The organism is Arthrobacter sp. Y3223166 (genome assembly GCF_059090935.1).
Map to the genome: position 1 here is coordinate 16,930 of NZ_JBNHGE010000031.1, position 21,264 is coordinate 38,193.

Genomic DNA, 21,264 nt, shown 5'->3' on the forward strand with positions numbered 1-21,264 from the left:
AAGGAGAGAATTATGAGCAACGAAATCCCCAAGCCCTCGGTTCCGGCCCCGGACATCCTGCGCTGCGCCTACATGGAGATTGTGGTCACCGACCTGGCCAAGTCCCGCGCCTTCTACGTGGACCTGCTGGGCCTGCACGTGACCCACGAAGACGACGAGGCGATCTACCTGCGCTCGTTCGAAGAGTTCATCCACCACAACCTGGTGTTGCGCAAGGGCCCGATCGCCGCGGTGGCGGCCTTCGCCTACCGCGTGCGGTCCCCGGAGGACGTGGACCGCGCCGAGGCCTACTACCAAAAGCTCGGCTGCCGCACCGAGCGCCGCAAGGAAGGCTTCGTCAAGGGCATCGGCGACTCCGTCCGCGTGGAGGACCCGCTGGGCTTCCCGTACGAGTTCTTCCATGAGGTGGACCACGTGGAGCGCCTGCACATGCGCTACGACCTCTACTCGGCCGGCGAGCTGGTGCGCCTGGACCACTTCAACCAGGTCACCCCGGACGTCCCGCGCGGCCGCAAGTACCTGGAGGACCTGGGCTTCCGCGTCACCGAGGACATCAAGGACTCCGACGGCGTGACCTACGCGGCCTGGATGCACCGCAAGGGCACGGTGCACGACACCGCCCTGACCGGCGGCAACGGTCCGCGGATGCACCACGTCGCCTTCTCCACCCACGAGAAGCACAACATCATCCAGATCTGCGACAAGATGGGCGCCCTGCGCATGTCCGACCGGATCGAACGCGGTCCCGGCCGCCACGGCGTGTCCAACGCCTTCTACCTGTACATCCTGGATCCTGATGGCCACCGCGTGGAGATCTACACCCAGGACTACTACACCGGCGACCCGGACAACCCCGTCATCACCTGGGATGTCCACGACAACCAGCGCCGCGACTGGTGGGGCAACCCGGTGGTCCCGTCCTGGTACACCGAGGCGTCCCTGGTGCTCGACCTCGACGGCAACCCGCAGGAGGTCATCGAGCGCACCGACAACTCGGAGATGGAGGTGACCATCGGCGCCGACGGGTTCTCCTTCACCCGGGCGGACGACGAGGACGGCACCTTCCGCGGCCAGGCGTCGAAGGGCTTTAAGATCGGCAACCAGGTCTAGTCCCGGTCTTCGACCGCATGACGACGCCGCTGGGCGGCTTCCGCAGGGAAGCCGCCCAGCGGCGTCTGTGGCCTTGCCCGCCCCGCCGCCGGATGCCACACTGGCACCTACACGCGGTGCCGGCGCCCGGCCGACGGGGCGGTTTCGGGTCCCGACCGTTCTAGGGGATGGGGGAAACGGTGTGAATATTCTGCGCACGGTCGTTGCACGGATAGAACGAACCGAGGCTCTGGACAGGGTCGCCGAACCGGTGGCAGGGCTGGTGGGCAGGATGGTCAGACCCCGGCCGATCCGGAACGTCCTCAGCGGCAGCTTCGTGGGCCACCCGCTGCATCCGCTGCTGACCGACTTTCCCATCGGTGCCTGGTCCATGTCCACGCTGCTGGACACGGTGGGCGGCCGCCGTGCCGAGCCCGCTGCCGACCTCCTGGTCGCCGCCGGAATTCTCTCGGCCGTACCCACGGCGTGGGCCGGGCTCAACGACTGGTCGGACACGCAGGGCGAGGACCGCCGGCTCGGCATCGTGCACGCCGCATCAAACTCGGCGGCGTTGGTGTGCTTCGCCGCTTCCTTCCTGGCCCGCCGCGGCGAGCGCCGGGGGCTTGCCAAGGTGCTCGCGCTGGGCGGCTTCGGGCTGGTGATGTCCGGCGGCTACCTGGGCGGCCACCTGAGCTACGCGCGCGGCGTCAACGTCAACCACACCGCGTGGCGGAAAGGTCCCGTTGAGTGGACCCCCGTCCTGGCGGAGAGCGAACTGGCCGAGGGCCGGCCGCAGCTGGCGCACGCCGGCGACGTGTCGCTGGTCCTGTTTCGCAGCGATGGCACCGTCCGGGCGCTGGACAGCGTCTGCAGCCACATGGGCGGGCCGCTGGCAGAAGGACAGGTCGACGACGGGTGCATCACCTGCCCCTGGCACGGCAGCCGCTTCCGCCTGGCGGACGGCAGCATCGTCAGGGGCCCGGCCAGCTCCGAGCAGCCAGCCTACGAAACACGCGTCCGCGAGGGGCAGGTCGAGGTCCGGCTGAGCTGACCGGCTCAGCCCCGCCGCGGCCTGGAACTGCGGGAGGCGCGGCGGGCGTCGGTTCCGGCGATGACGAGCGTGGCGACAACGGACGCGGCGGTGACGGCCAGTCCGGCGGTGATCGCCTCGGTCCAGCCTGACCGGGCCTGGACGGAAAAGGCGACGGCGGTGATCACCGCGATGCCCACGGCGGTGCCGATGCGCTGGGCCGTCTGCAGCACTCCCCCGGCGCTCCCCGCGTACTCCAACGACACGTCGGCCAAAGTCAGCGTCTGGTTGGGGGTGATAATGAGGCCCTGCGCCATGCCGATGAACGACAGCGTCAGCAGCATCCACCAGATGCTGAGCAACCCGGCTGCCTCCAGTTGGATGACGGCGATGGTCGACGCCAGCCCCAGCAACGCGCAGAGGATCCCGGCGACGATCATTTGCCGCCCACGCTCCAGCACCCGCTTGCCGGACCAGTGCGACGAATAGGCGCCGAGCAGCGCGGCAGGCAGCCCGATCAACCCCGCCTCCAGAGCGCTGCCGCCCAGCCCCTGCTGGATGTAGAGCGCCACCAGCACCCACACGCTGGTCACGCCCATGAAGTACAGGCCGGCGATCAGCGAGCCGGCGGAGAAGCTGTGGGTGCGGAAGATCCGCAGGTCGACCATCGGGCTGCGCCCGCGGTGGCTGTAAGTATGTTCCCACCACGCCCACAGCGCCAGCAGTCCCGCGCCGCCGGGAAGCAGCAGCCAGATCCATGCACCGGCCCCGCGTTCGACGAAGGGCAGCAGCAGCGCCAGCACCGACAGGCCCAGCAGCACGGCCCCGACGGGATCGAGGTCGCGTTCGGGCTTGGTCACCCGGGGCAGGCCGGGGGCGCCTTCGCGGTCTGCTTCCCCGGGACGGTCACCGGCACTGCGCCGCGGTTTGAACCACATCAGCGCCAGCACGATGGCCAGGATCCCGACCGGTACATTCACGAGGAAGGTCCAGCGCCACCCGTCCTGGACACCGGCGAACTCAATGATCGTTCCGCCCAACAGGGGCCCGACGGCCACCGACACGCCAATCACGCTGCCGAGCGCCCCGTAGGCACGGCCGCGTTCCGCACCGCGGAAATACTGCTGGATCATCCCCACGGCCTGAGGATTCAGCAGGCCCGACCCCAGGCCCTGCACGAAGCGGGTGATGTTCAGGCTGAGCGGATCCGGAGCGAGTCCGGCGGCCACCGAGGAGAGCGTGAAGAGCGCGACGCCGGCGATGAACAGCGGGCCGCGGCCCAGAATATCGCCCGCCCGTCCGGCGGCCACCAGCACCACACCAAAAGTCAGCGCATAGCCGGAGAGCACCCACTGGAGGTCCGAGTCCGACGCGCCCAGTCCGGTTTGGATGGACGGCAGCACCACGTTGACGATGCTCACGCTCACCAGCGACATGAAGATGGCCACCAGCAGCACGGCCAGGATCCGCCACCGGCCGGGGTCGGGGACGAAGCCGGCCTCGGTGCCGTCGGGGCTGGCCGGTCGGGGCGCTGATCGGTTCTTTGGAGCGGGGTCGGAGGCTTGGGTCACCTACCATTCATACGCCGGGACGGCTCCGCTGCCAAACCGCGCGCCTGCGGCGACAGCCGCGTTAAACGAAAGAGCCGGAGCGGCAGGCGTTGGGGGAATCCTGCGGGTCCGGCTCTTCCACGGCCGGACCCAAGTCCAGCCGACGCGATGCGGGCCCCCGTTCCGAGCCCCACCGTTGTCAAGAGCATATCCCGCGGGCATCCGACCCGCGATGGGGAGAACTACCCATGCAGGTTAAGCGGTCTATCAGGGCTGTTGAGTATAGCCGCTTCGTTGGGCCGGCCGAACGCCCGCCACGTCACGTTCCGCCGCCGCGGCCGGCGTTCGCTCCCCCTCGCGACCCGGGAGACGCAAGAGGATACTGAAACCGTGGGACTGTTGAGCGGAGCACCTGCCCCTTTCGCCGATCGGCCCGATGCCGCCCGGCAGCTGGCGGCCGAACTGGCAGCATACCGCGGCCGCGGCGATGTCACCGTGCTCGGCCTGGCACGCGGCGGCGTCCCGGTGGCCGCGGTGTTGGCGAAAGAACTGGCCGCCGACTTCGACGCGCTCATCGTCCGCAAACTAGGCATTCCGGGCCAGCCGGAGGTCGCCTTCGGTGCCTTGGCCGCGCATGGCGGGCACACCGCCGTCGTCATGGTGGAACCGATAGTGGCAGAACTGCGCCGCCGCAATTACAGCGAACAGCGGCTGCAGGAGGTCCAGGACAGGGAACGGGCCGAACTGAAGCGGCGGCAGGAAGCGTATCTCCAGGGCCGGACGGCAGAGGTGCGCGGCCGGACCACGATCCTCTGCGATGACGGGTTGGCCACCGGCGCCACCATGAAGGCTGCGATCAACGCCGTACGGCAGAGCGACCCCCGCGAGATCGTCGTCGCGGTGCCGGTGGGCCCGCCGCAGGCCTGTGCCGAGCTCCAGAAACTGGCCGATGCGGTGATCTGCCTGCGCCAGCCGCGCAATTTCAGAGCCGTCGGCGAGGCCTACCAATACTTTAGCCAGGTCAGCGACGACGAGGTCATGGCAGCGCTGCCCCCGTAGCGGCGGCCGCCGCCAGGTTAAAGCACAGCGGACCGCCGCCGGCATCGCTGCCGGCGGCGGTCCGTCTCTGCAGTCCCGCGGAGGCCTTAGTTGGTGGCCTCTGGTAACTGGCGGGACTTAGCGGTTCTCGCGCGCTTCGGGGTGCTGCTGCAGGTACTCCTGGTGTGCTTCCTCCACGCGCAGGTTCTTGCCCTTGGTCTCCTTGACCACGGAGACCGCCACGAGCGAGATGACGCACAGCACCATGATGTAGATCCCGATGGAGATCGTGCTTCCGGTCCGGCCCAACAACAACTCGGCGATCAACGGAGCGAAGGCACCGCCAAGGATGGCACCAATGGCGTAGCCGATGGAAACGCCCGAGTATCGGACGTTGGCCGGGAACATTTCGGCATAGAGGGCCGACTGCGGGCCGTAGGACAGGCCCAGACCGATGGTCAGCACGAACATCGCGATGCCCATCAGCAGAATGCTCGCGGTGTCGATGAGCATGAACATGGGAATCTGCCACAGCAGGACCCACACGTAGCCAATCTGGAAGGTGCGGATGCGGCCGATCTTGTCGGAGAGAATTCCGCCGTACATGGTAAAGATCAACCAGCCGAAAGCAGCAAGCGTGGTGGCCAGCAAGACCGATGGGCGGTCCATCCCCAGGCCTCCGGCGTCCGCCGGCTTGGTGGCGTAGGAAGCGAAGAACGCGATCAGCAGGTATCCGGCGGCATTGTTGGCAATGAAGATCAGCGCGGTGAGGATGACCTCTTTCCAGTTGTGCTTGAACAGCTGGCCCAGCGGAGCGGCCGATTCCTTCTTGCGCTCCTGCATCTCCTTGAAGACCGGGGACTCGGACACGGAGCGACGGATGAAGTAGCCGACCAGGATCAGCACGACCGAGAACAGGAACGGTACGCGCCAGCCCCACGCAAGGAAGGCATCCTCGCTGAGGATAGTGGTCATCAGCCACATCACACCGGTGGCAAGGATCATGCCGATGGGAACACCGATTTGCGGGTATGCACCGAAGAAGCCGCGCTTGTTGACCGGCGCGTGCTCCACGGACATCAGCGCGGCGCCGCCCCATTCGCCGCCGGCCGAGAATCCCTGCAGGATGCGCAGGAACACCAACAGGATCGGGGCCGTGATCCCGATGTCCCCATAGGTCGGCAGCACGCCGATCAGGAATGTCGCGGCGCCCATGAGCACCAGCGTGAAGACCAGCATCATCTTCCGGCCCAAACGGTCGCCCAAGTGGCCGGCGACGATGGCGCCGAGCGGGCGGAACAGGAAGCTGATACCCAGCGAGGCCCAGGAAACGATCTGCGCCAGGCCGGCGCTCTCCTGGGACAGCGGCGCGAAGTACAACGTAGCCAGCACCAGGCCGGCGGCTTGCGCGTAAATGAAGAAGTCGTACCACTCGATGGTGGTACCGACCAAGGTGCCCGCGAGCACCTTGCGCTCTTCACGGCGGGCTGCTGGGCTGAGGTTGCCTGCCAGCTCTTCTGACGTTGACATATTTTCTCCGTTGAATTCACAGAACGGTTACCGAACGGTCGGTAATGTGACTGGAGCCATATTACCGGACAGTGACGGGCCACACATAGCGCCGCCATATCATTTCCATAACGCCCAAACGCTGCCGTGGTGCGCCACGACGTCGCTCTCCTGTGGGAACGACCGGAGCCCGTGAGCGCACCACACCCCAAAGAAGCTGCCGAGCACGGCGCTGCGTTCTATAGTTGGACGCTTTGTCCCGATATAGAACAATGGGACCTGTGAGGGCCGGCACAAGCACTGTGACCGGTTCCCGCCGCATTTCCCGTGCAGGACTTTCCAGAGGATGTACCGATGAGCCAGACCCCCATCAAACCCGCCCCGGCGCACTCGCAGACCCTGTCGCGCGGCATCAGGGCCCTGGAGATCCTGGCGGAGGCGCCGTCGCCGATGACGATCGCCGAGTTGTCCGAGGCGTTGGGGGTGCACCGCTCGGTCGCCTACCGGATCCTGCGCACGCTCGAGGACCATTCGCTGCTGATGCGCGATTCGGCTGGCAGGGTGCAGGCGGGGCCGGGCCTGGCCGCGCTGGCCCGGGGTGTTTCGCGGGACCTGCAGTCGGCGGCGCTTCCGGAGCTGACAGCACTCGCCAACGACCTGATGATGACGGCCTTTGTCGCGGTCTGGGACCAGCACGACTGCGTGACGCTGCTGACCGTGGAGCCGCGGCATACGACGGCACTGGTGCAGCGTCCGGGCACCCGGCATTCCTTTGCCGCGGGAGCCCCGGGCATCGCCATCCAATCGGCCCTGACCCGGGACCAGTGGGAGCAGCATGCTCCGGGCCAGCCGATCCGTCCGGAGGCCCGGCTCGCCAAGGCCGCCGGGTATGCCATCAGCCATGACGAGGTCATCCCCGGCGTCTCGTCGGTCGCCGTGCCGGTCACCGTCCCGGGGCAGCTCCCGGCTGCCGTGGCCGTGGTCTACATCCGGACCGACACTCCGGATGAGCAAATTGCCGAGGCCTTGAAGCGCTCGGCCGCAGTCATCGAGGCGGAGCTGCACTAAGCCCGGCCACGCCCCGCGGCGGCGGCTGCAGGAGCAAGGGGGCGGCGGTCAGGCGTCCCCGCGGCGCCGGACGACGGCGGCAGCGATCAGGCCAAGCACCAGCAGCATGGCTGAGGCGGCAATCGACACCAGGAACGCACCGGAGTGTCCCAGGTTCTCGGCCAGCGCCCCGGCTACCGCCGAACCAATGGCAGATCCGAGGACGACGCCGCTGGCGAGCAGCGTCATCACCGTGCCGAGCCGCTCGTCCGGAGCGACCAGGCTTCCGATGCCGTAGATGGTGACCATGGTGGGTCCGACGGGTACGCCGACCACCAGCAGCACGAGAATCATCGGCAGCACGTCGGCGGGCAGCAGCAGCAGGACGCAGAACGCCGTCATCGCCGCCGCGCACACGACCCAGCGGCTGGAATGTTTCCACCGTGCGGGCCAGTAGGCCACGGACAGCGCACCGAAGGCCGACGTCAGGCCCAGCAGCGCATACAGCAGGCCCGCGGTGTCGGCCGCGCCGAAGCTGCCGCCGAAGGCACTCAGGGCGTTCTGGGTTGCGCCGAAGAACACGCCCATGGCCACCATCCCCAGCACGGGGATGGCCACGAGCGGCCAGTTGATCCGCACCGGCGAGGCGGCCGCAGCGGCTCCGGGATGCGCCTTGACCAGTCCGGGCGTCACCGGGACGACCGCACGGTAGGTGGGGTGGACGGCAAAGGCAGTCACCATCGTCACGGTCAGGGCGGCGGCCAGCACGAAGGGCAGCCACGGGGCAATCAGCGCCGCGAGCAGCCCGACCAGGGCCGGTCCGAGCACGAACGTCAGTTCGTCGGCGGTGCTCTCGTAGGACAGCGCCGTGTCCAATACCGGCTTGTCCTTGCGGGTCATCGCCATCCAGCGCACCCTGGCCAGCGGGCCGACCTGCGGACAGGTGGCCCCGACGGCGAAGGACGCCGCAAGCACGGCCACGGGGCCGGCTCCACTGTCTCCGATGTAGACGCAGGTCAGCAGTACGGCAATCGCGCAGGTGTGTGCGGCAGCCGCGACCAGCAGCACGGGCCGCTGACCGACCCGGTCGGCAAGATAGCCGAAGAGCGGCGCGCCGGCGGCCGAGCCGATGCCTACGGCACCTGCGGCGAAACCGCCCGAGGCGTAGGATCCGGTGCTGACGGTGACCAGTGTCAGGGCGCCGACCGTGAGCATCGCCAGCGGCAGCCGGGCAAGGAATCCGATGGCCAGAAAAGAGGTTCCGGCCATCCGCGCCAGCCGCGCGTAGCGGCCGAAGGGGTTTCGGGTCTTGCGACGTCGGCGGCCGGAGGTGTCGTTGCCGGGGGCTTGTTGCTGGGCGGGCGCACCGGAATCAGAAGCAGTCATCGGTTTTTCCGTTGGTTCGAACCGCGCATCGTCCCGCCTCCCGATGCGCACAACCCGGATAACATAACCATCATACCGGTGGTCAGGCGGCCCCGGTGAGCACGGTGCGGACGGAGGAGCCGTGGCGCCCCTTCGTGACTTGGAGCTGGGCGCCGATGCGCTGCTTCATCTCCGCTACGTGGCTGACCAGGCCGATGACCCGGCCCCCGTCACGCAGTCCCTCCAACGCATCCATCACCTGCTCCAATGCCTGCTCATCCAGGCTGCCGAATCCCTCATCGACGAACAACGTCTCGATGTCCACGCCGCCTGCCTCTGCCTGCACTACGTCGGCCAGGCCGAGTGCCAGCGCAAGCGAGGCCATGAAGGATTCGCCGCCGGACAGGGTGGAGGTGCCGCGCCGCTGCCCCGTCCATTCGTCGCTGACGTGCAATCCCAGGCCCGACTTCTTGTTGCCGGACTTCGAGTCGTCGTGGACCAGGGTATAGCGCCCGTCGGTCATGGCAATCAGGCGTTCGGAAGCCGCCGCCGCAATCTGCTCCAGCCGCGCAGCCAGGACGTAGGTGGTGAGCGTCATCTTGCGTTCGTTCTCGCCCAGTCCCCTGACCGTGTCCGCCACTGACTGCAGGAGCTCGTGCCGTTCCGCGATCGGGGCCAAGCGGACTTGTTCCTCGTCGAAACGCCGGCGGTAGCTGGCAAGTTGTTGCTGCGACGCAGTCAACACCCCGTGCCGCACGTGGTGCTCCTGCACCAACCCGTCCAGGACCGCGGCTTCCCCGCGTGCCGCGTCCAGTTCCGCGGTCCCCGGCAGTGTTTCGCCCTTCTCGAGCGCGGTGCGGGCACGGACGACGGCTTCGGAGGACTCCAGCACCTGCAGCCGCTGGCCTGCTTCGGTGTAGGCGGTGTGGCGGCGCTGCAGTTCCTGCAGCTGTGCCGGTGCCAGCAGGGACACCCGGATTTCGTCTTCGGAGGCGAAGCTGGACTGCCCGATGGCCGAGGCCAGATCGGCTTCGGCCTGCTCCAACGCGTTGCCGCAGTGGCGGTGCTGTCCCAGGACGTCCAGGGCAGCGGCCAGCAGTTGGTCGAGGCGGGACAGCGAGGCCGCGTGTTCGTGCAGGCTGCCTCCGTCCGGACGGGCCTCGCGCAGCTTCTGCTCGAGTTCCTGCACGCGTTCCCTCCCGGCCTTGAGGTCGGAATCGGCGGAGGCCTTGGCCACGGCCAGAGCCGACAGCTGCCGGCCGTTCTCGTCGAGCTGCTCGGTCGTGGCGGCCGCCCGTTCCTGCAGTTTTGTGCGCCGTTCCCGCACCCCGACGGCCTCGTCCAAACGGGCACGGGCGGCGACGACGGCGGCGGCCGCTTCGGCGGCGTCGGTCGCGCCGCCGCGGGAGGCCAGGGCCGAGAGTTGCTGTTCCAGTGCCGCGCACGCCTCGCGGGCCTGGGAGTACGTGGCTTCCGCCGCCGCGTGGTCCTCCCGGGCTGCTGTTTCCTGTTCGCGGGTGACCAGGTGCCCGCCGGCGGCCGCGGCCGGTTGCGGATGTTCCGTTCCGCCACACACCGGACAGGGGTCTCCCTCTGCAAGGTTGGCGGCGAGCTCCGCTGCGGCCTGATCGAGTCGCTGTTCCAACAGCGACAACCAGGCTTCCTTGCGCCGAAGTTGCCTGGCGTGCGCCGCATCGCGGTTCCGGCGGGCCTCGTCGGTCTTGGCCAGGCAGGCGCCGTAGTCGGCCACGGTGTCCCGAAGCTGTCGGGCCTGTTCCAGCCGCTCGGTGAGCAGGCCGACGTCGTCGGAGGCTGCCGCCAGCGTGGCCAATTCCTCCTGCAGCCCGCGGCCGACTTCAGCCAGCCGTTCCCGGGTTGTTTCCGCGGCACCGATGTCCTTGGCCAATCGGCCCGCGTGCTGTTCCAACCGCCGCACGTCGGCAGCCGCCGCCTGCAACCGCTGCTCTTCCGGCAGCAGGGCGCGGATTCGTCCGAGCTCGGCGGAGAGCTGTGCCGCCGCCTCCTCGAGCAGCGCCTGTCCCGCGGCATCGGGGTCGGGGCGGCGGGAAACGAATGTTGGGAAGAGCGGATGGGCTTCGGCCTCGTCGATCCGGTCCAAAAACTCTTTCCCGGCCCGTTCCACAGCGAGTGCCGCCTGATCCCGATGCCGGATGGGCGACGCCAGCAGTTCCGCGGCCCGGTGCGATGCCAGGGTTTCGGTCAGCGCTGCGTGGCCGTCGGCGCCGTTGCGGTGCTCGGCTGCCAGTTTCTCCAGCGCCGCCAATTCCGCGTGGTCGGCCAGCGCCCGCTCGTGCCGGGCGATCGCCTCCCGCAGCCGGCCCAGCTCATCTTGTCCGCGCTCGGCCACGTCGCGGACGGAGCTGGCCGCGGACGCCATCGAGGACTCAAGCGCGGCGAGCAGGTCCGCGGCAGGCATTGACTGGTCCGGCATGTCCTCGATGGCCAGATGCCGGGCTGCTTCCTCTGTTGCCCGGGCGAGCAGGTGGTCGGATCCTGCCACCGCGGCCAGGTAGTCCGAGCGGGCCTTGGCCGCTTCGTCCGCCAGGACCTGCTCCACCGCCTCGTAGCGGTCGGTCGCGAACAGGCGCTGCAGCAACGGCCGGCGTTCCCTGGCGTCGGCGCGCAGGAACGCCGCGAAGTCGCCTTGGGGCAACAGGACTACCTTGGTGAACTGTTCCAGGCTCATGCCCAGGACGGCCAGCAGCTCGGCCGCGGCCTCGTCGTTGCGGCCGCTTTTCTGGACCCAGGCCCCGTTGATCTTCTCGCGCAGCAGCGTGCGCGCCTGCTCCGTCACCGATCCGGACCTGGCCCGGGACGAGGGCCGTTCCCACTGCGGGTTGCGGGTCACTTCAAACCGTCTGCCGCGGGCGGAGAATTCGCACACGACTTCCGGCTCTATCCCGGGTTCGGCGTGGTCGCTGCGCAGCCGCTTCCCCTGCTGGCGTGCGCCGGGAACGGACCCGTACAGCGCAAAACAGATGGCGTCCAGGATGCTGGTCTTGCCGGCCCCGGTCGGCCCGTTGAGCAGGAACAGCCCCTGCTCTCCCAGCTCGTCGAAGTCAATGGTTTCCCGCGCAGCGAACGGCCCGAAGGCCTGCATTTGAAGCCGGTGGATCCTCATGCCGCGGCCTCCGCTGCCTGCACGGCGGCCAACGCATCGGCCAACAGTGCGCGTTCGGCTTCGTCGGCCGGCCGGGAGCGGACGTGGTCCAGGAAGCCGCAGCAGACCTCCAGGTCGTCCTGGGCGTTCGCGATGCGCTGGCTGTAGCTCATGGTGTCCCGGCGCGGCCCGGAGGCGGGTTCGAAGTTGAGCACCAGCGTGTCGGGAAAGCGCGCCCGCAGCCGTTCCATCGCCTTCGCCGGGCGTTCGTCGTCGGTGACCGTGATTTGGCAATAGGCGTCCTGCGCCCAGGCGTGGTCCGCCGATTCGAGCAGGTCCTGCATGGTGCCCTTGAGCACGGCGAGCCTGCGCGGGGAGGGCCAGCTGACGTTTTCCACCGACGCGAGCCCGTCCGCGGTGAATTCGAGGATGATGCCGCCCTTCTCGTGTCCGGCCTCGGAGAACGAATAAGGCAGCGGTGAGCCGGAATAGCGCACCGTTTCGCTCAGCGCCTGGCGCCCGTGCAGGTGGCCCAGCGCCACATAGTCGAGGCCGTCGAACAAATCCAGCGGGACCGCTCCCACTCCCCCGATGCTCAGGTCCCGTTCGCTGTCCGAGGTGACGCCGCCGCTGGCAAAGGTATGCGCCATGACCAGGGAATGCACGGCGCCGCCGGCCCTCCTTTGCTCAAGGTCGGCACGGACGAGGTCCAGCGCCGACCGCGTGACGGCGGTGTGGCTGGGAGCCTCCGCTCCCAGCTCCTCCGCGCACAGCCGCGGCTCGAGGTACGGGATCCCGTACACGGCCAGGGTCGCACCGTCCAGGTTCAACTCCACCGGGTCCGCAAGCTGGTCCAGCCGGGCGCGGATATGGACCCCGCCGTAGGCCAGGATGCCGGAGCCGAAGCCCAACCGGGTGGCCGAATCGTGGTTGCCGCTGGTCAAGATCACCGTTGCCCCGGCACTGCGGATGCGCGACAAGGCATCGGAAAAGAGGTTGACCACATCTACACCGGGAAGCGCGCGGTCGTACACATCGCCCGCGATGAGCACCACGTCGATGCCCTCCTCGCGTACTGTCTGCAGGAGTTGCTCCACGAAAGCGTGCTGCGCCTGCAGCATCCCGACGCCGTGGAAAGAACGGCCCAGGTGCCAGTCGGACGTGTGCAGTAACCTCATATTTCCAAACTATCCGGCGGCTGGGACAGTTTCCGACAAGCGCAACGGCACGTCCCGAAATCGGGACGTGCCGTTGCGCGGGGGCTTGTGGTTATTCGCCGTGCGGGCGTGTCCGGTTCGGCTTGCGGTCAAAGAAGTCGCGGGCCTCGGCGGCGCCCTGATCGTCCGCCGGCGCCGGCTCGTCCGGCTGGTCCTCCACCGCGACGTCGGGAACCTCACGTCCGGCGGCGGACCCGCCGGGGACCGAGCCGGCGGCCGCGGCTCCAGCTGCCGCGGATCCGGCGCCCGCGCCTCCGGCCGACACCGTGCCGGCCGAAACGCCGCCGCCAGTGGCAGTCTTCCCCTCCACAGGCTTGCCGGAAGATGCAGCCGGTGCATCGCCGTCGTTGGTTGCCTTGCGCGGCCCGGGCACCAGTTCGGCACTGCGGTAGAGCAGCCCGGCGATCACCGCACCGAGCAGCGGGGCCGCCCAGAACAGCCACAGTTCGCCCAGCGGGCTGCCGTCCGCGAAATACACCGCGGCCGTGGAGCGGGCCGGGTTCAGTCCGGCGTTGGAAATCGGGAGCATCACGGCGGTCAGCACGCCGAACGCAAGCCCCACCGCGTACGGGGCGCTGCGGAGCCGGTCCAGGGACGAGGTGGCACCGAGGTAGACCGCCACGAGCAGCCCGGTGGCGACGGTTTCGGCCAGGAAAACCCCCGCCATCGAGAAGCCCAGTTCGTCGCCGCCGGCGTAACCGTTGGAGATGGACGTGAACACGCCGGCCGACTGGGCGCTGACCGGGTGGCTGCCCATGATCACCCAGAGCACGACGGCGGCCAGCGAGGTGCCGGCCAGCTGCGCCAGGACGTAGGGCGGCACCGACTTCCAGGAGGTCCGGCCCGCGAGCGCGCTGCCCAGCGTGATGGCCGGGTTGAAGTGGCCGCCGGAGACGTGGCCGAACGCAAGCATGCCGGCAACGACCGCCAGGCCGAAGCCGAAGGGGACGCTGAAGCCGCCCTGCGGATTAAACATGCCGATCCCCAGGGCACCGAAAAAGAGCAGGAACGAACCTGCCGCTTCGGCGCCGATGCGGGCCGAATAGCTGCGCCCCTCGCCTAGCCGGGGCGGGGCGGCGTGGACGGCCGGAGCCGGTGACGCGGGGTGGGCTGCTGCCATGGATACTGTCCTTCTGCAGGGCCGGCCAGCAGCCGGCGGGTTACTCAAAACTACTCCACTCTGGCATCGGGGTCTGTGAAAACGCTGGGTGCTGCCCGGCAAGCATGCCCGGCGAAAGGTCCGGTCCCGCGCCTAAGCTGGTAGTCGTGACTAACGATGCCCCGCTCCCCGGTTCCCCCTCCGCCGACGCGCCGGACTTCGCCGGCAGCGCGCCGCCCCCTCCCGGCACCATGCGGCCCGCTCCCGGCGCCGCCCAGCCCACACCGGTTCCCGCCGCCGTGCCGCCGCCCGTGACCCAGCCGGAGACGACGGCCCACGCGGTGCCGGACTTCGCCTCGCGGGTGCGCGGCTGCCTGCTCGGGGGCGCCCTGGCGGACCAATTGGGGGCCGGCGTCGAATTCGACTCCTTCGACGCGATCGCCGGACGCTTCGGGGCGGACGGGCTGCGGGACTTCTCCCAGCTGGCGGAGCCCGGCCACTTCTCCGACGACACACAGCTGACGCTTTATACCCTCGACGGGCTGACCGAGGCGCTGGAATGGGCCAATGCCGGTACCGCCGCCGACGAAGCCGCCTGCCTCTGGCTGGCTTACCTGCGCTGGTACGCCACCCAGGAGGGCCGCTTTCCGGACAACGCGCCGGAGCCCCAGCCGCGCTGGATCGACGAACAGGACGTGCTGCACGCACGCCGCGCCCCCGGCGCCGCCTGCCTGTCCGGCCTGGCCACCGGGGAAATGGGAACGCGGGCGCGCCCGGTCAACCCGGACTCGAAGGACTCCGGCACGGTGGTCCGGTCGGCTCCGTTCGGGCTGCTGCCGTTCGTCGACGACCAGACGGTCCAGCGGCTGGCCACGGACGGTTCGGCGCTCACCCACGGCCATCCGACGGCGCACCAGAGCGCGGCAACGTTCGCCACGCTGATCCGGCTGCTGGTGCACGAACAGGCCACGCTGCCCGGCGCCGCCGTGGCCCTGCTGGCCCGCACCGAGCAGGATCCGGCCGCCGCCGAGTTGGCCGGGCGGCTGCGCGCCGCCATCGAGCTGTCGGCAGGCGGCCCCGTGCAGCCGGCCGTGCTGACCGCCAGGCTGGGCCTGGGCCGGGTGGCCGAGGAAGCCCTGGCCATCGCCCTCTACGCCGTCTTGGCGACGGCGGACAGCACGACGCCGGAGCACCACTTCCGCCGGGCCGTCGCCGCGGCCATCAATCACGACGGCGACAGCGACTCGGCCGGCAGCCTCGCCGGGAACCTCCTGGGCGCCCATTATGGCGAGGCGGCGCTCCCCGCCGAATGGCTGGCCGCGCTGGAGGCCCCCGACGTCATTCTCGGCATGGCGGAGCGCTTCCTGGCGCAAACCCAGGGCTGAGCCCGTGGACCACGACCGCGCTGCCCCTGCGCTGCCCCGCCAGGACGGGAAGACGATCCTCGTGACCGGTGCCAGCGCCGGCCTCGGCTACTTCGCCAGTGAACAACTGGCCGCGGCGGGAGCCACGGTGGTCATGGCTGCCCGTGATGCGGCACGCGCCCGGGCAGCCATGGAAGCCGTCCGTCGCACTGTGCCCGGCGCGGACGTGCACTTCCAGGAGCTGGATCTTGCCAATCTGGCCTCGGTCCGGCAAGCGGCAGGCGAACTTGCCGAGCGGGGGCGGATCGATGCCCTGCTGGCCAACGCCGGGGTAATCGGTTCCCGGGAACTGCAGTTCACCGCCGACGGCTTCGAACTGCAGTTCGGCACCAACCACCTGGGCCACTTCGCGCTCGTCGCCGGGCTGATGCCTGTACTGCGCCGCAGCCGCGGCCGCGTGGTGCATGTGGGCAGCATCAGCCATCGCTGGGTCCGGCCAGACTTCCGCCGGGCCGCTTTGCCGGCCCGGTACTCCAGCTACCGGTCCTACGCGCTGTCCAAGCTGGCGGTGATGAGTTTCGGATTCGAGCTGGCGAACCGGCTGGAGGCGGTGGGCTCGCCGGTCGCTTCCGTGGTGGCCCATCCCGGGTACGCGCGCAAATACTTCACCCCGGACCGGCCGGGCCTGCAGCTGTCGCGTCCGGCGGCGGGCTGGCAACGGGTGCTTTTCGGGCTGGTGGCGCAGGGCAAGGACGCCGGCGCCCGGCCGCTGGTGCACGCGGCAGCCGCCGAGGAGGTCCGCAACGGCGACTACTGGGGACCGGACGGGCCGTTCCAGCTGACCGGACGCCCCGCCGTCGTCGCGCCGCGGCGGCACGCCCGCGAGCGCAACGCCGCCTCGCGGCTGATCGACCTGTCCGAGGAACTCACCGGAGTAGGCCTCCGGCTCTGACTCCGGCGGCGGGTCAGCGGCGGCGGGTCGACGGCGGCGGGTCAGGCGCTGTGCGCGGGCCAGCGTCCCCCGATCATCTGCAAGAACTCGCCTTCGGACAGCACCTCGATCTGCTGGCCCTTGCTGTGCAGTTGCAGCACCTTGTGTGCCTTGGCCGTCACGCGGCCGCTCTTGAGGTCGGAGGCGACGAAACCGTCGCCGACGACGAGCACGGTGGTCTTCCGGGTGACGTTGCTGGCCGGCCGGGCCCCCAGCTCCGCCGCCCGGTTCTTCGCCTCCTGCCGGGACAGGCCCAGATTGCCGGTGAAGACCACGGTCTGGCCGTACAGCGGGTGGGAATCGTCGGCCGCGTGGTTGGGCTCGGGGTTCTCCCCCTCGTCCGGCCAGTAGGTCCAGGCCGACGACGGCGCCGCGCCCCCGGCCGCCCCCAGCGCCTGCCGCTCGAGCGCCGTCCGGGTGGGTTTGGACACCGCCGCGCTGCCGGGGAGGTAGGCCTCCAGGCGCGTGGCGCGCAACTGCATCGCGGTCAGCAGCTCGGGAATGCTGCCGGCCGAGTTGCGGCCGGCGATGTCGATCATGATGCCGGCGCAGGCCCGCGCGTCCGCCACGGCGTCGTGGTGGTTGTGCAGCGGCACGCCTGCGGCCTCGGCGACGAACGGCAGGGAATAGGACACCAGCGAATAGCTGCGCCGCGACAGGATGACGGTGCAGGCGTAGTCGTAGGCCGGCCCGGAGAGTTCCGAGACCTCCAGAGCCGATCGAATCACGCCCATGTCGAAGGCGGCGTTGTGGGCGACCAGCACGTCGGAGCCGATGAAGGCTGCCAGGTCGGCGAAGATCTCGCCGAAACGCGGCTTTCCCGCCACCATGCCCGCGGTGATGCCGTGGATCTGGACGTTGCGCCGGTCGAAGTGGTCGAAGCCCTCCGGCGGCCGCATCAGCCAGGAGGCTTCCTCGACGATCCGGCCGTCACGGACCTTGCTCAAGCCGACGGAGCATGGGGAGCCCCGGAACCCGTTTGCCGTCTCGAAATCGATCGCCGTGAAGTCAACTGCCACGCGTTCAACCCTAAGCGACGGCACCGACGGTTCTGCGCCTGCAACACGCCCGACGGCGGCCCCGGAACGCGCGCTGGGGCCGCCGTCCTGCGGACGGGTCAGGGCTTGGTCAGGGGGTGGCCCGGCGGAGGGTCAGGTAGGACCCGGCCGCCAGGGCCGCGCAGAACAGCGCCGTCCAGCCGGAGGTGCTCAGCGGGGTCTGGGCCACCAGCCACCCGCCGACGGCCGGCCACCAGCCCTGCCAGGCGATCAGGCCCAGCAGCCCGATCAGGACCACGGCGATCGCGATCCATGTGACCAACATCCCGGTCGCCTGCCAGCGTTTGTAGATGGTGGCGAACCAGAAACCGATCATGAACAACGCAACCATGGCGATGAAGTAGAACAGGATCTGCACCATCGGGCTGCTGTCGGCGATCCAGCCCAGGGCATACATCCTGCCGTTGAAGCCCCAGCCGCCGGTGGCAACTTCCAGCAGGCCCAGCAGGTAGTAAAGGACACTGACGGCAAGAGCAACGACGGCGAACAGGCCGACGGTGCCGAGGTAAAAAGTACGGCGGCTCACGCTCATCGCCTGCGAGAACGGGAACGTCAGTGTCAGCGACTGGATGCCCAGCGCCAGGAAGTACCACATCACCGCCTGCGCGGTTCCGGAATATAGCGTCCCGCCGTCGGCAGGAATCATCGCCCAGATGGCCAGGGTCACCAGAAAGGAGGCCAGCAGGATTACGGCGGGGATGCCCAGGAAGGTCCACTTATTGATCAACTGCATGCGCGCTACGTTGATGACGCGGTTCATTTCAGGACCTCCAGCTCGGAGTCGGCATCGGCGACGGCATCGGTTGCAGCAGTGGTCTTCCGCACGACCAGTTGTTGGAGCGACACCGGCGCCAACTCCACACCGAGTTCCGCAGCCTCGGCGCGTTCGCTATCCGACAGCCTGCCGTCGATGGTCCACGAGGCCAGCGAGCCCAGCGATTCACGGTGCAGCACTTCCCGCCCCGCCGCGAAGGACCTGACTGCTGCGGCGCCGCCGGACACGGTGAAGGCCGTCCCGCGGATCGCTTCGGCGTCGTCGTCCATGATGATCCGGCCGCGGTCGATCAGCACGACGTGCTCCAGCAGGTTCGCCACCTCGTCGATCAAGTGCGAGGAAAGGATGATGGTGCGCGGATGGTGGGCGAAATCCTCGACCAGCCGGTCATAGAAGATCTGGCGGGCCACGGCGTCGAGCCCCAGATACGGTTCGTCGAAGAATGTTATCTCCGCGCGGGATGCCAGCCCGATGATCACGCCGACGGCGGAGAGCTGGCCGCGGGAAAGCTTCTTGATCCGCCGTTTGGGCGGGAGCTGAAAATCCTCGACCAACCGGTCTGCGTAGGCCTGGTCCCAGTTCCGGAAGAACAGGGCGGCGGACTTGAACGCCTGCCGGGGGGTGAAATCGTCCGGGTACTTCTGTGATTCCCGGATGAAACAGATCCGGGACAGCACGGCGTCGTTTTCATACGGGTGCTGCCCGAAGACCAAGGCTTCACCGCTGCTCTGGAAGCCTTGGCCAGTGAGCACCGACATCAGGGTGGTCTTGCCGGCGCCGTTTCGACCCAGCAACCCGTAGATCCGGTTGCCCTCCAGACGGAGGCTGACGTTGTCCAGTGCCTTGGCATCGCGGTAGGACTTGCTCACCTGCCTCAGTTCGATGGCGGGTGTGTTCTGGTAGCTCATGGGGACACGCTTCCCTCTGTCATGTCGCTGGTGGACTCGGTGCGGTGGAGCATTGCGGTCAGCTGTTCGGTGCTGATACCCAGTTTTCGTGCTTCCCGGGCCATCGGCTGAACGTACTCGCGGTAGAAGTCGTCACGCCGGCGGGCCAGTAAGCGGGAGCGGGCTCCGGCGGCTACGAACATGCCGATCCCCCGCTTTTTGTACAGAATCCCGTCATCGACCAAGCGGTTGACGCCTTTGGCCGCGGTGGCGGGATTGATCCGGTAGAAGGCGGCGAACTCATTGGTGGACGGCACCTGGCCTTCCTCGGCCAGCGCCCCGTCCACGATGTCGTTCTCAACGCGCTCGGCGATCTGGAGGAAGATCGGCTTTGAGTCATCGATCACTGCCGCCTCCCTTTCCCGGCCCATTGCACCCCTAGTTGGGTTGGGTGCACGGGTTCATTACTTATGTAGCTAACCATACAACAGGTGGAGTACGTGTCAACTGGAGGAGGATCGGGCCACTGAACGCCTAGGCCGAGCCGGCCCGGAGCTCGTACGCGGGCTCCGGGGTGCGGACGCCAGGCAGTTCCCGTCAATACGGCAGCGGCGCACTTGGGCCAGCGGGCATCACGGTGGCGGCGCAGGCCCCGTCAAGGATGTGAGGGATCACGGTGGCGGCGGACTGCCGTCAAGGGGTGTGAGGGCGATGCCTGGCGGCCGGGGGCCCGTCAAGGTGTAAAGGCAGCGAGGTGTCAGCGGAGTGGCGTCCGTCGCCGTAAGGACCGGTGGGGGCTAGAGCAGGATTCGTGGTGCGGAGGAACTGGCGGCGGAACGGAAGGTCTACAGGGCCGGCGGCAAAGCTGACCGATGGGAGGATCAGCCCTTAGCAGCTACCTACGCCCGCCGGTTCCTGATCTTGCGGATCCTGGTGGTCAACCAGTACAGGCCAGCAACAACGACGACGACAATGACGATCTTTTGGAAGACGCCGGCGTACTCCTCCACGATGTGCCAGTTCTCTCCCAAGTAGAAGCCGGCCAGCACAAAGATGCTGTTCCAGATCAGGCTCCCGGCTGCGGTGAGCGCGAGGAACTTGCCCATCGGCATGCGCTCGATGCCGGCGGGGATGGAAATCAGGCTGCGGAAGATCGGGATCATGCGACCAAAGAAGACTGCCTTGTAGCCGTGGCGGTTGAACCAGGCTTCCACCCTGTCCACATCTTCCAGGTCGATCAGCGGAAGCTTGTCGGCAATGGCGCGCATGCGCCGTCGGCCCAGCCAAGCGCCCAACCCGTAAAGCGCCCACGCGCCGATAATCGAGCCCAGCGTGGTCCATACCAGCGCCTCGATAAGGCTGAAGCTGCCGCGGCTGGCCGTGAAGCCTGCCAGCGGGAGCACCACTTCACTGGGCAGCGGCGGGAAAAGATTCTCCAGCGCGATCGCCAGACCCGCGCCTGGTGCCCCGATGCCTTCCATCAGCCCTACGGCCCACTCGGCCACCCCGGTGAGGGCAGAGGTATCATCTGCGGACTGGGCAGGGCGGGGACCGGACATCAGGTAAGGGATCAGCATGCTCATCGTGTACAAGTCTGCCTTACCGTCCCCGTCATGACCGAACCGGGCGTCGGGTCTGGACGGTCCGGACACCCGAAGAGGTGCAGTTCGCTCGCAATCCGCACAGCTATAACTTAATTGCCCTTATTGCTGGACGTGGGGAACTGCGCCTACACATCAGTCGGAAGCGTCGACGACGCCGTGCCCGCACCGTCGACTCCCCAAGAGCCGCTTCGGCGGCGAACGCGGACCTAAAGTCACCACCTGCAGCGAGGGTGCCTGGTAGTGGTGGCGGGGTGGAGGTGTAGGTGTGTCCGGTGGGGGTGGTGGTTTCCACCTTGTGGTGTGGTCCATCAACAGGGCGGCTGGACCAGCCTTCGGCTTCCTTTGACTGGTTGCATTGTTCGCACAGCCCCTGGCCGTTGGCCATGGTCGTTTCACCGCCCTGCGTCCAGGGCACGATGTGGTGATGTGCCGGATCGGGGCGTCGCACCAGGGCCTTGCGCAGACGGCGTCGCGGGCGTGGATCATCCGGCGCATCCCGTCGGGGAATCTCCGTGCGGCC

18 protein-coding genes are annotated in these 21,264 nt (G+C 68.5%); 6 read left to right on the forward strand and 12 right to left on the reverse strand.

The window, feature by feature from the left end; all coding sequences use genetic code 11:
* Positions 1–12 precede the first annotated feature (12 nt).
* Both hpaD and AC5RUH_RS12875 read left to right on the forward strand, forming a co-directional pair.
* The gene (gene hpaD / locus AC5RUH_RS12870; protein WP_494128762.1) at positions 13–1,110 is read left to right on the forward strand and encodes a 3,4-dihydroxyphenylacetate 2,3-dioxygenase; all 1,098 of its coding nucleotides are present in this window, start codon (positions 13–15) and stop codon (positions 1,108–1,110) included.
* A gap of 181 nt (positions 1,111–1,291) precedes the next feature.
* Positions 1,292–2,140 carry a Rieske (2Fe-2S) protein gene (locus tag AC5RUH_RS12875; RefSeq protein ID WP_494128763.1) on the forward strand — a complete coding sequence of 283 codons (849 nt, stop codon included), beginning with the start codon at positions 1,292–1,294 and terminating at the stop codon, positions 2,138–2,140.
* A 5-nt stretch (positions 2,141–2,145) separates the two neighbouring features.
* Here AC5RUH_RS12875 and AC5RUH_RS12880 read toward each other — a convergent pair whose 3' ends face one another.
* Entirely contained in the window at positions 2,146–3,690 is a 1,545-nt protein-coding gene (locus AC5RUH_RS12880) for an MFS transporter (protein ID WP_494128764.1), read from the reverse strand.
* Between the two features lie 369 nt (positions 3,691–4,059).
* Between AC5RUH_RS12880 and AC5RUH_RS12885 the strand changes: the two genes are divergently transcribed.
* A complete protein-coding gene (locus AC5RUH_RS12885; protein WP_494128765.1) occupies positions 4,060–4,728 on the forward strand; it encodes a phosphoribosyltransferase in 669 nt (222 codons plus the stop codon).
* A 117-nt stretch (positions 4,729–4,845) separates the two neighbouring features.
* Here the strand turns inward: AC5RUH_RS12885 and AC5RUH_RS12890 are convergent, their stop codons facing one another.
* On the reverse strand, positions 4,846–6,237 hold the full coding sequence (locus tag AC5RUH_RS12890) for an MFS transporter (protein ID WP_494000088.1): 1,392 nt from the start codon (positions 6,235–6,237) through the stop codon (positions 4,846–4,848).
* 333 nt (positions 6,238–6,570) lie between these two features.
* On the opposite strand from AC5RUH_RS12890, the gene AC5RUH_RS12895 reads away from it, so the two are divergent.
* Positions 6,571–7,284 carry an IclR family transcriptional regulator gene (locus AC5RUH_RS12895; protein ID WP_494022848.1) on the forward strand — a complete coding sequence of 238 codons (714 nt, stop codon included), beginning with the start codon at positions 6,571–6,573 and terminating at the stop codon, positions 7,282–7,284.
* Between the two features lie 48 nt (positions 7,285–7,332).
* On the opposite strand, the gene AC5RUH_RS12900 is transcribed toward AC5RUH_RS12895, so the two are convergent.
* The 4 genes from AC5RUH_RS12900 to AC5RUH_RS12915 all read right to left on the reverse strand — a co-directional run bounded on the left by AC5RUH_RS12900 (position 7,333) and on the right by AC5RUH_RS12915 (position 14,086).
* A complete protein-coding gene (locus tag AC5RUH_RS12900; RefSeq protein WP_494128766.1) occupies positions 7,333–8,649 on the reverse strand; it encodes an MFS transporter in 1,317 nt (438 codons plus the stop codon).
* Positions 8,650–8,731: 82 nt separating this feature from the next.
* A complete protein-coding gene (locus tag AC5RUH_RS12905; RefSeq protein ID WP_494128767.1) occupies positions 8,732–11,770 on the reverse strand; it encodes an AAA family ATPase in 3,039 nt (1,012 codons plus the stop codon).
* Positions 11,767–12,927 (reverse strand): exonuclease SbcCD subunit D, encoded by a 1,161-nt coding sequence (locus AC5RUH_RS12910; protein ID WP_494128768.1) that lies wholly within the window; start codon positions 12,925–12,927, stop codon positions 11,767–11,769. Before AC5RUH_RS12910 ends, AC5RUH_RS12905 begins: the two co-directional genes overlap by 4 nt.
* A 91-nt stretch (positions 12,928–13,018) precedes the next feature.
* Positions 13,019–14,086, reverse strand: a complete 1,068-nt coding sequence (locus AC5RUH_RS12915; protein WP_494128769.1) for an MIP/aquaporin family protein — start codon at positions 14,084–14,086, stop codon at positions 13,019–13,021.
* 146 nt (positions 14,087–14,232) lie between these two features.
* On the opposite strand from AC5RUH_RS12915, the gene AC5RUH_RS12920 reads away from it, so the two are divergent.
* Both AC5RUH_RS12920 and AC5RUH_RS12925 read left to right on the forward strand, forming a co-directional pair.
* The gene (locus AC5RUH_RS12920) at positions 14,233–15,450 is read left to right on the forward strand and encodes an ADP-ribosylglycohydrolase family protein (protein ID WP_494128770.1); all 1,218 of its coding nucleotides are present in this window, start codon (positions 14,233–14,235) and stop codon (positions 15,448–15,450) included.
* Positions 15,451–15,454: 4 nt separating this feature from the next.
* Complete coding sequence (locus AC5RUH_RS12925; RefSeq protein ID WP_494022843.1) at positions 15,455–16,381, forward strand: SDR family NAD(P)-dependent oxidoreductase; 927 nt, start codon at positions 15,455–15,457, stop codon at positions 16,379–16,381.
* A gap of 41 nt (positions 16,382–16,422) precedes the next feature.
* On the opposite strand, the gene AC5RUH_RS12930 is transcribed toward AC5RUH_RS12925, so the two are convergent.
* From AC5RUH_RS12930 to AC5RUH_RS12955, 6 genes are all read right to left on the reverse strand, one after another.
* Positions 16,423–17,439, reverse strand: a complete 1,017-nt coding sequence (locus tag AC5RUH_RS12930) for a 3'-5' exonuclease (RefSeq protein ID WP_494128771.1) — start codon at positions 17,437–17,439, stop codon at positions 16,423–16,425.
* Between the two features lie 109 nt (positions 17,440–17,548).
* Positions 17,549–18,211, reverse strand: a complete 663-nt coding sequence (locus tag AC5RUH_RS12935; RefSeq protein ID WP_494128772.1) for a hypothetical protein — start codon at positions 18,209–18,211, stop codon at positions 17,549–17,551.
* A gap of 23 nt (positions 18,212–18,234) precedes the next feature.
* Positions 18,235–19,161, reverse strand: coding sequence for an ABC transporter ATP-binding protein (locus AC5RUH_RS12940; RefSeq protein WP_494128773.1), 927 nt, complete (start codon positions 19,159–19,161; stop codon positions 18,235–18,237).
* Positions 19,158–19,547, reverse strand: coding sequence for a GntR family transcriptional regulator (locus AC5RUH_RS12945; protein WP_494022839.1), 390 nt, complete (start codon positions 19,545–19,547; stop codon positions 19,158–19,160). The genes AC5RUH_RS12940 and AC5RUH_RS12945 overlap by 4 nt, the downstream gene beginning before the upstream one ends.
* A 492-nt stretch (positions 19,548–20,039) precedes the next feature.
* Positions 20,040–20,717, reverse strand: coding sequence for a DedA family protein (locus tag AC5RUH_RS12950; RefSeq protein ID WP_494001273.1), 678 nt, complete (start codon positions 20,715–20,717; stop codon positions 20,040–20,042).
* A gap of 109 nt (positions 20,718–20,826) precedes the next feature.
* Positions 20,827–21,129, reverse strand: a complete 303-nt coding sequence (locus AC5RUH_RS12955; RefSeq protein ID WP_494128776.1) for a hypothetical protein — start codon at positions 21,127–21,129, stop codon at positions 20,827–20,829.
* Positions 21,130–21,264 lie beyond the last annotated feature (135 nt).

Coding starts and splice junctions, on each gene's coding strand:
- hpaD (WP_494128762.1), top strand. CDS start 13: ATGAGCAACGAAATCCCCAAGCCCTCGGTTCCGGCCCCGGACATCCTG.
- AC5RUH_RS12890 (WP_494000088.1), bottom strand. CDS start 6,237: ATGTCAACGTCAGAAGAGCTGGCAGGCAACCTCAGCCCAGCAGCCCGC.
- AC5RUH_RS12895 (WP_494022848.1), top strand. CDS start 6,571: ATGAGCCAGACCCCCATCAAACCCGCCCCGGCGCACTCGCAGACCCTG.
- AC5RUH_RS12900 (WP_494128766.1), bottom strand. CDS start 8,649: ATGACTGCTTCTGATTCCGGTGCGCCCGCCCAGCAACAAGCCCCCGGC.
- AC5RUH_RS12905 (WP_494128767.1), bottom strand. CDS start 11,770: ATGAGGATCCACCGGCTTCAAATGCAGGCCTTCGGGCCGTTCGCTGCG.
- AC5RUH_RS12910 (WP_494128768.1), bottom strand. CDS start 12,927: ATGAGGTTACTGCACACGTCCGACTGGCACCTGGGCCGTTCTTTCCAC.
- AC5RUH_RS12915 (WP_494128769.1), bottom strand. CDS start 14,086: ATGGCAGCAGCCCACCCCGCGTCACCGGCTCCGGCCGTCCACGCCGCC.
- AC5RUH_RS12935 (WP_494128772.1), bottom strand. CDS start 18,211: ATGCAGTTGATCAATAAGTGGACCTTCCTGGGCATCCCCGCCGTAATC.
- AC5RUH_RS12940 (WP_494128773.1), bottom strand. CDS start 19,161: ATGAGCTACCAGAACACACCCGCCATCGAACTGAGGCAGGTGAGCAAG.
- AC5RUH_RS12950 (WP_494001273.1), bottom strand. CDS start 20,717: ATGCTGATCCCTTACCTGATGTCCGGTCCCCGCCCTGCCCAGTCCGCA.
- AC5RUH_RS12955 (WP_494128776.1), bottom strand. CDS start 21,129: ATGGCCAACGGCCAGGGGCTGTGCGAACAATGCAACCAGTCAAAGGAA.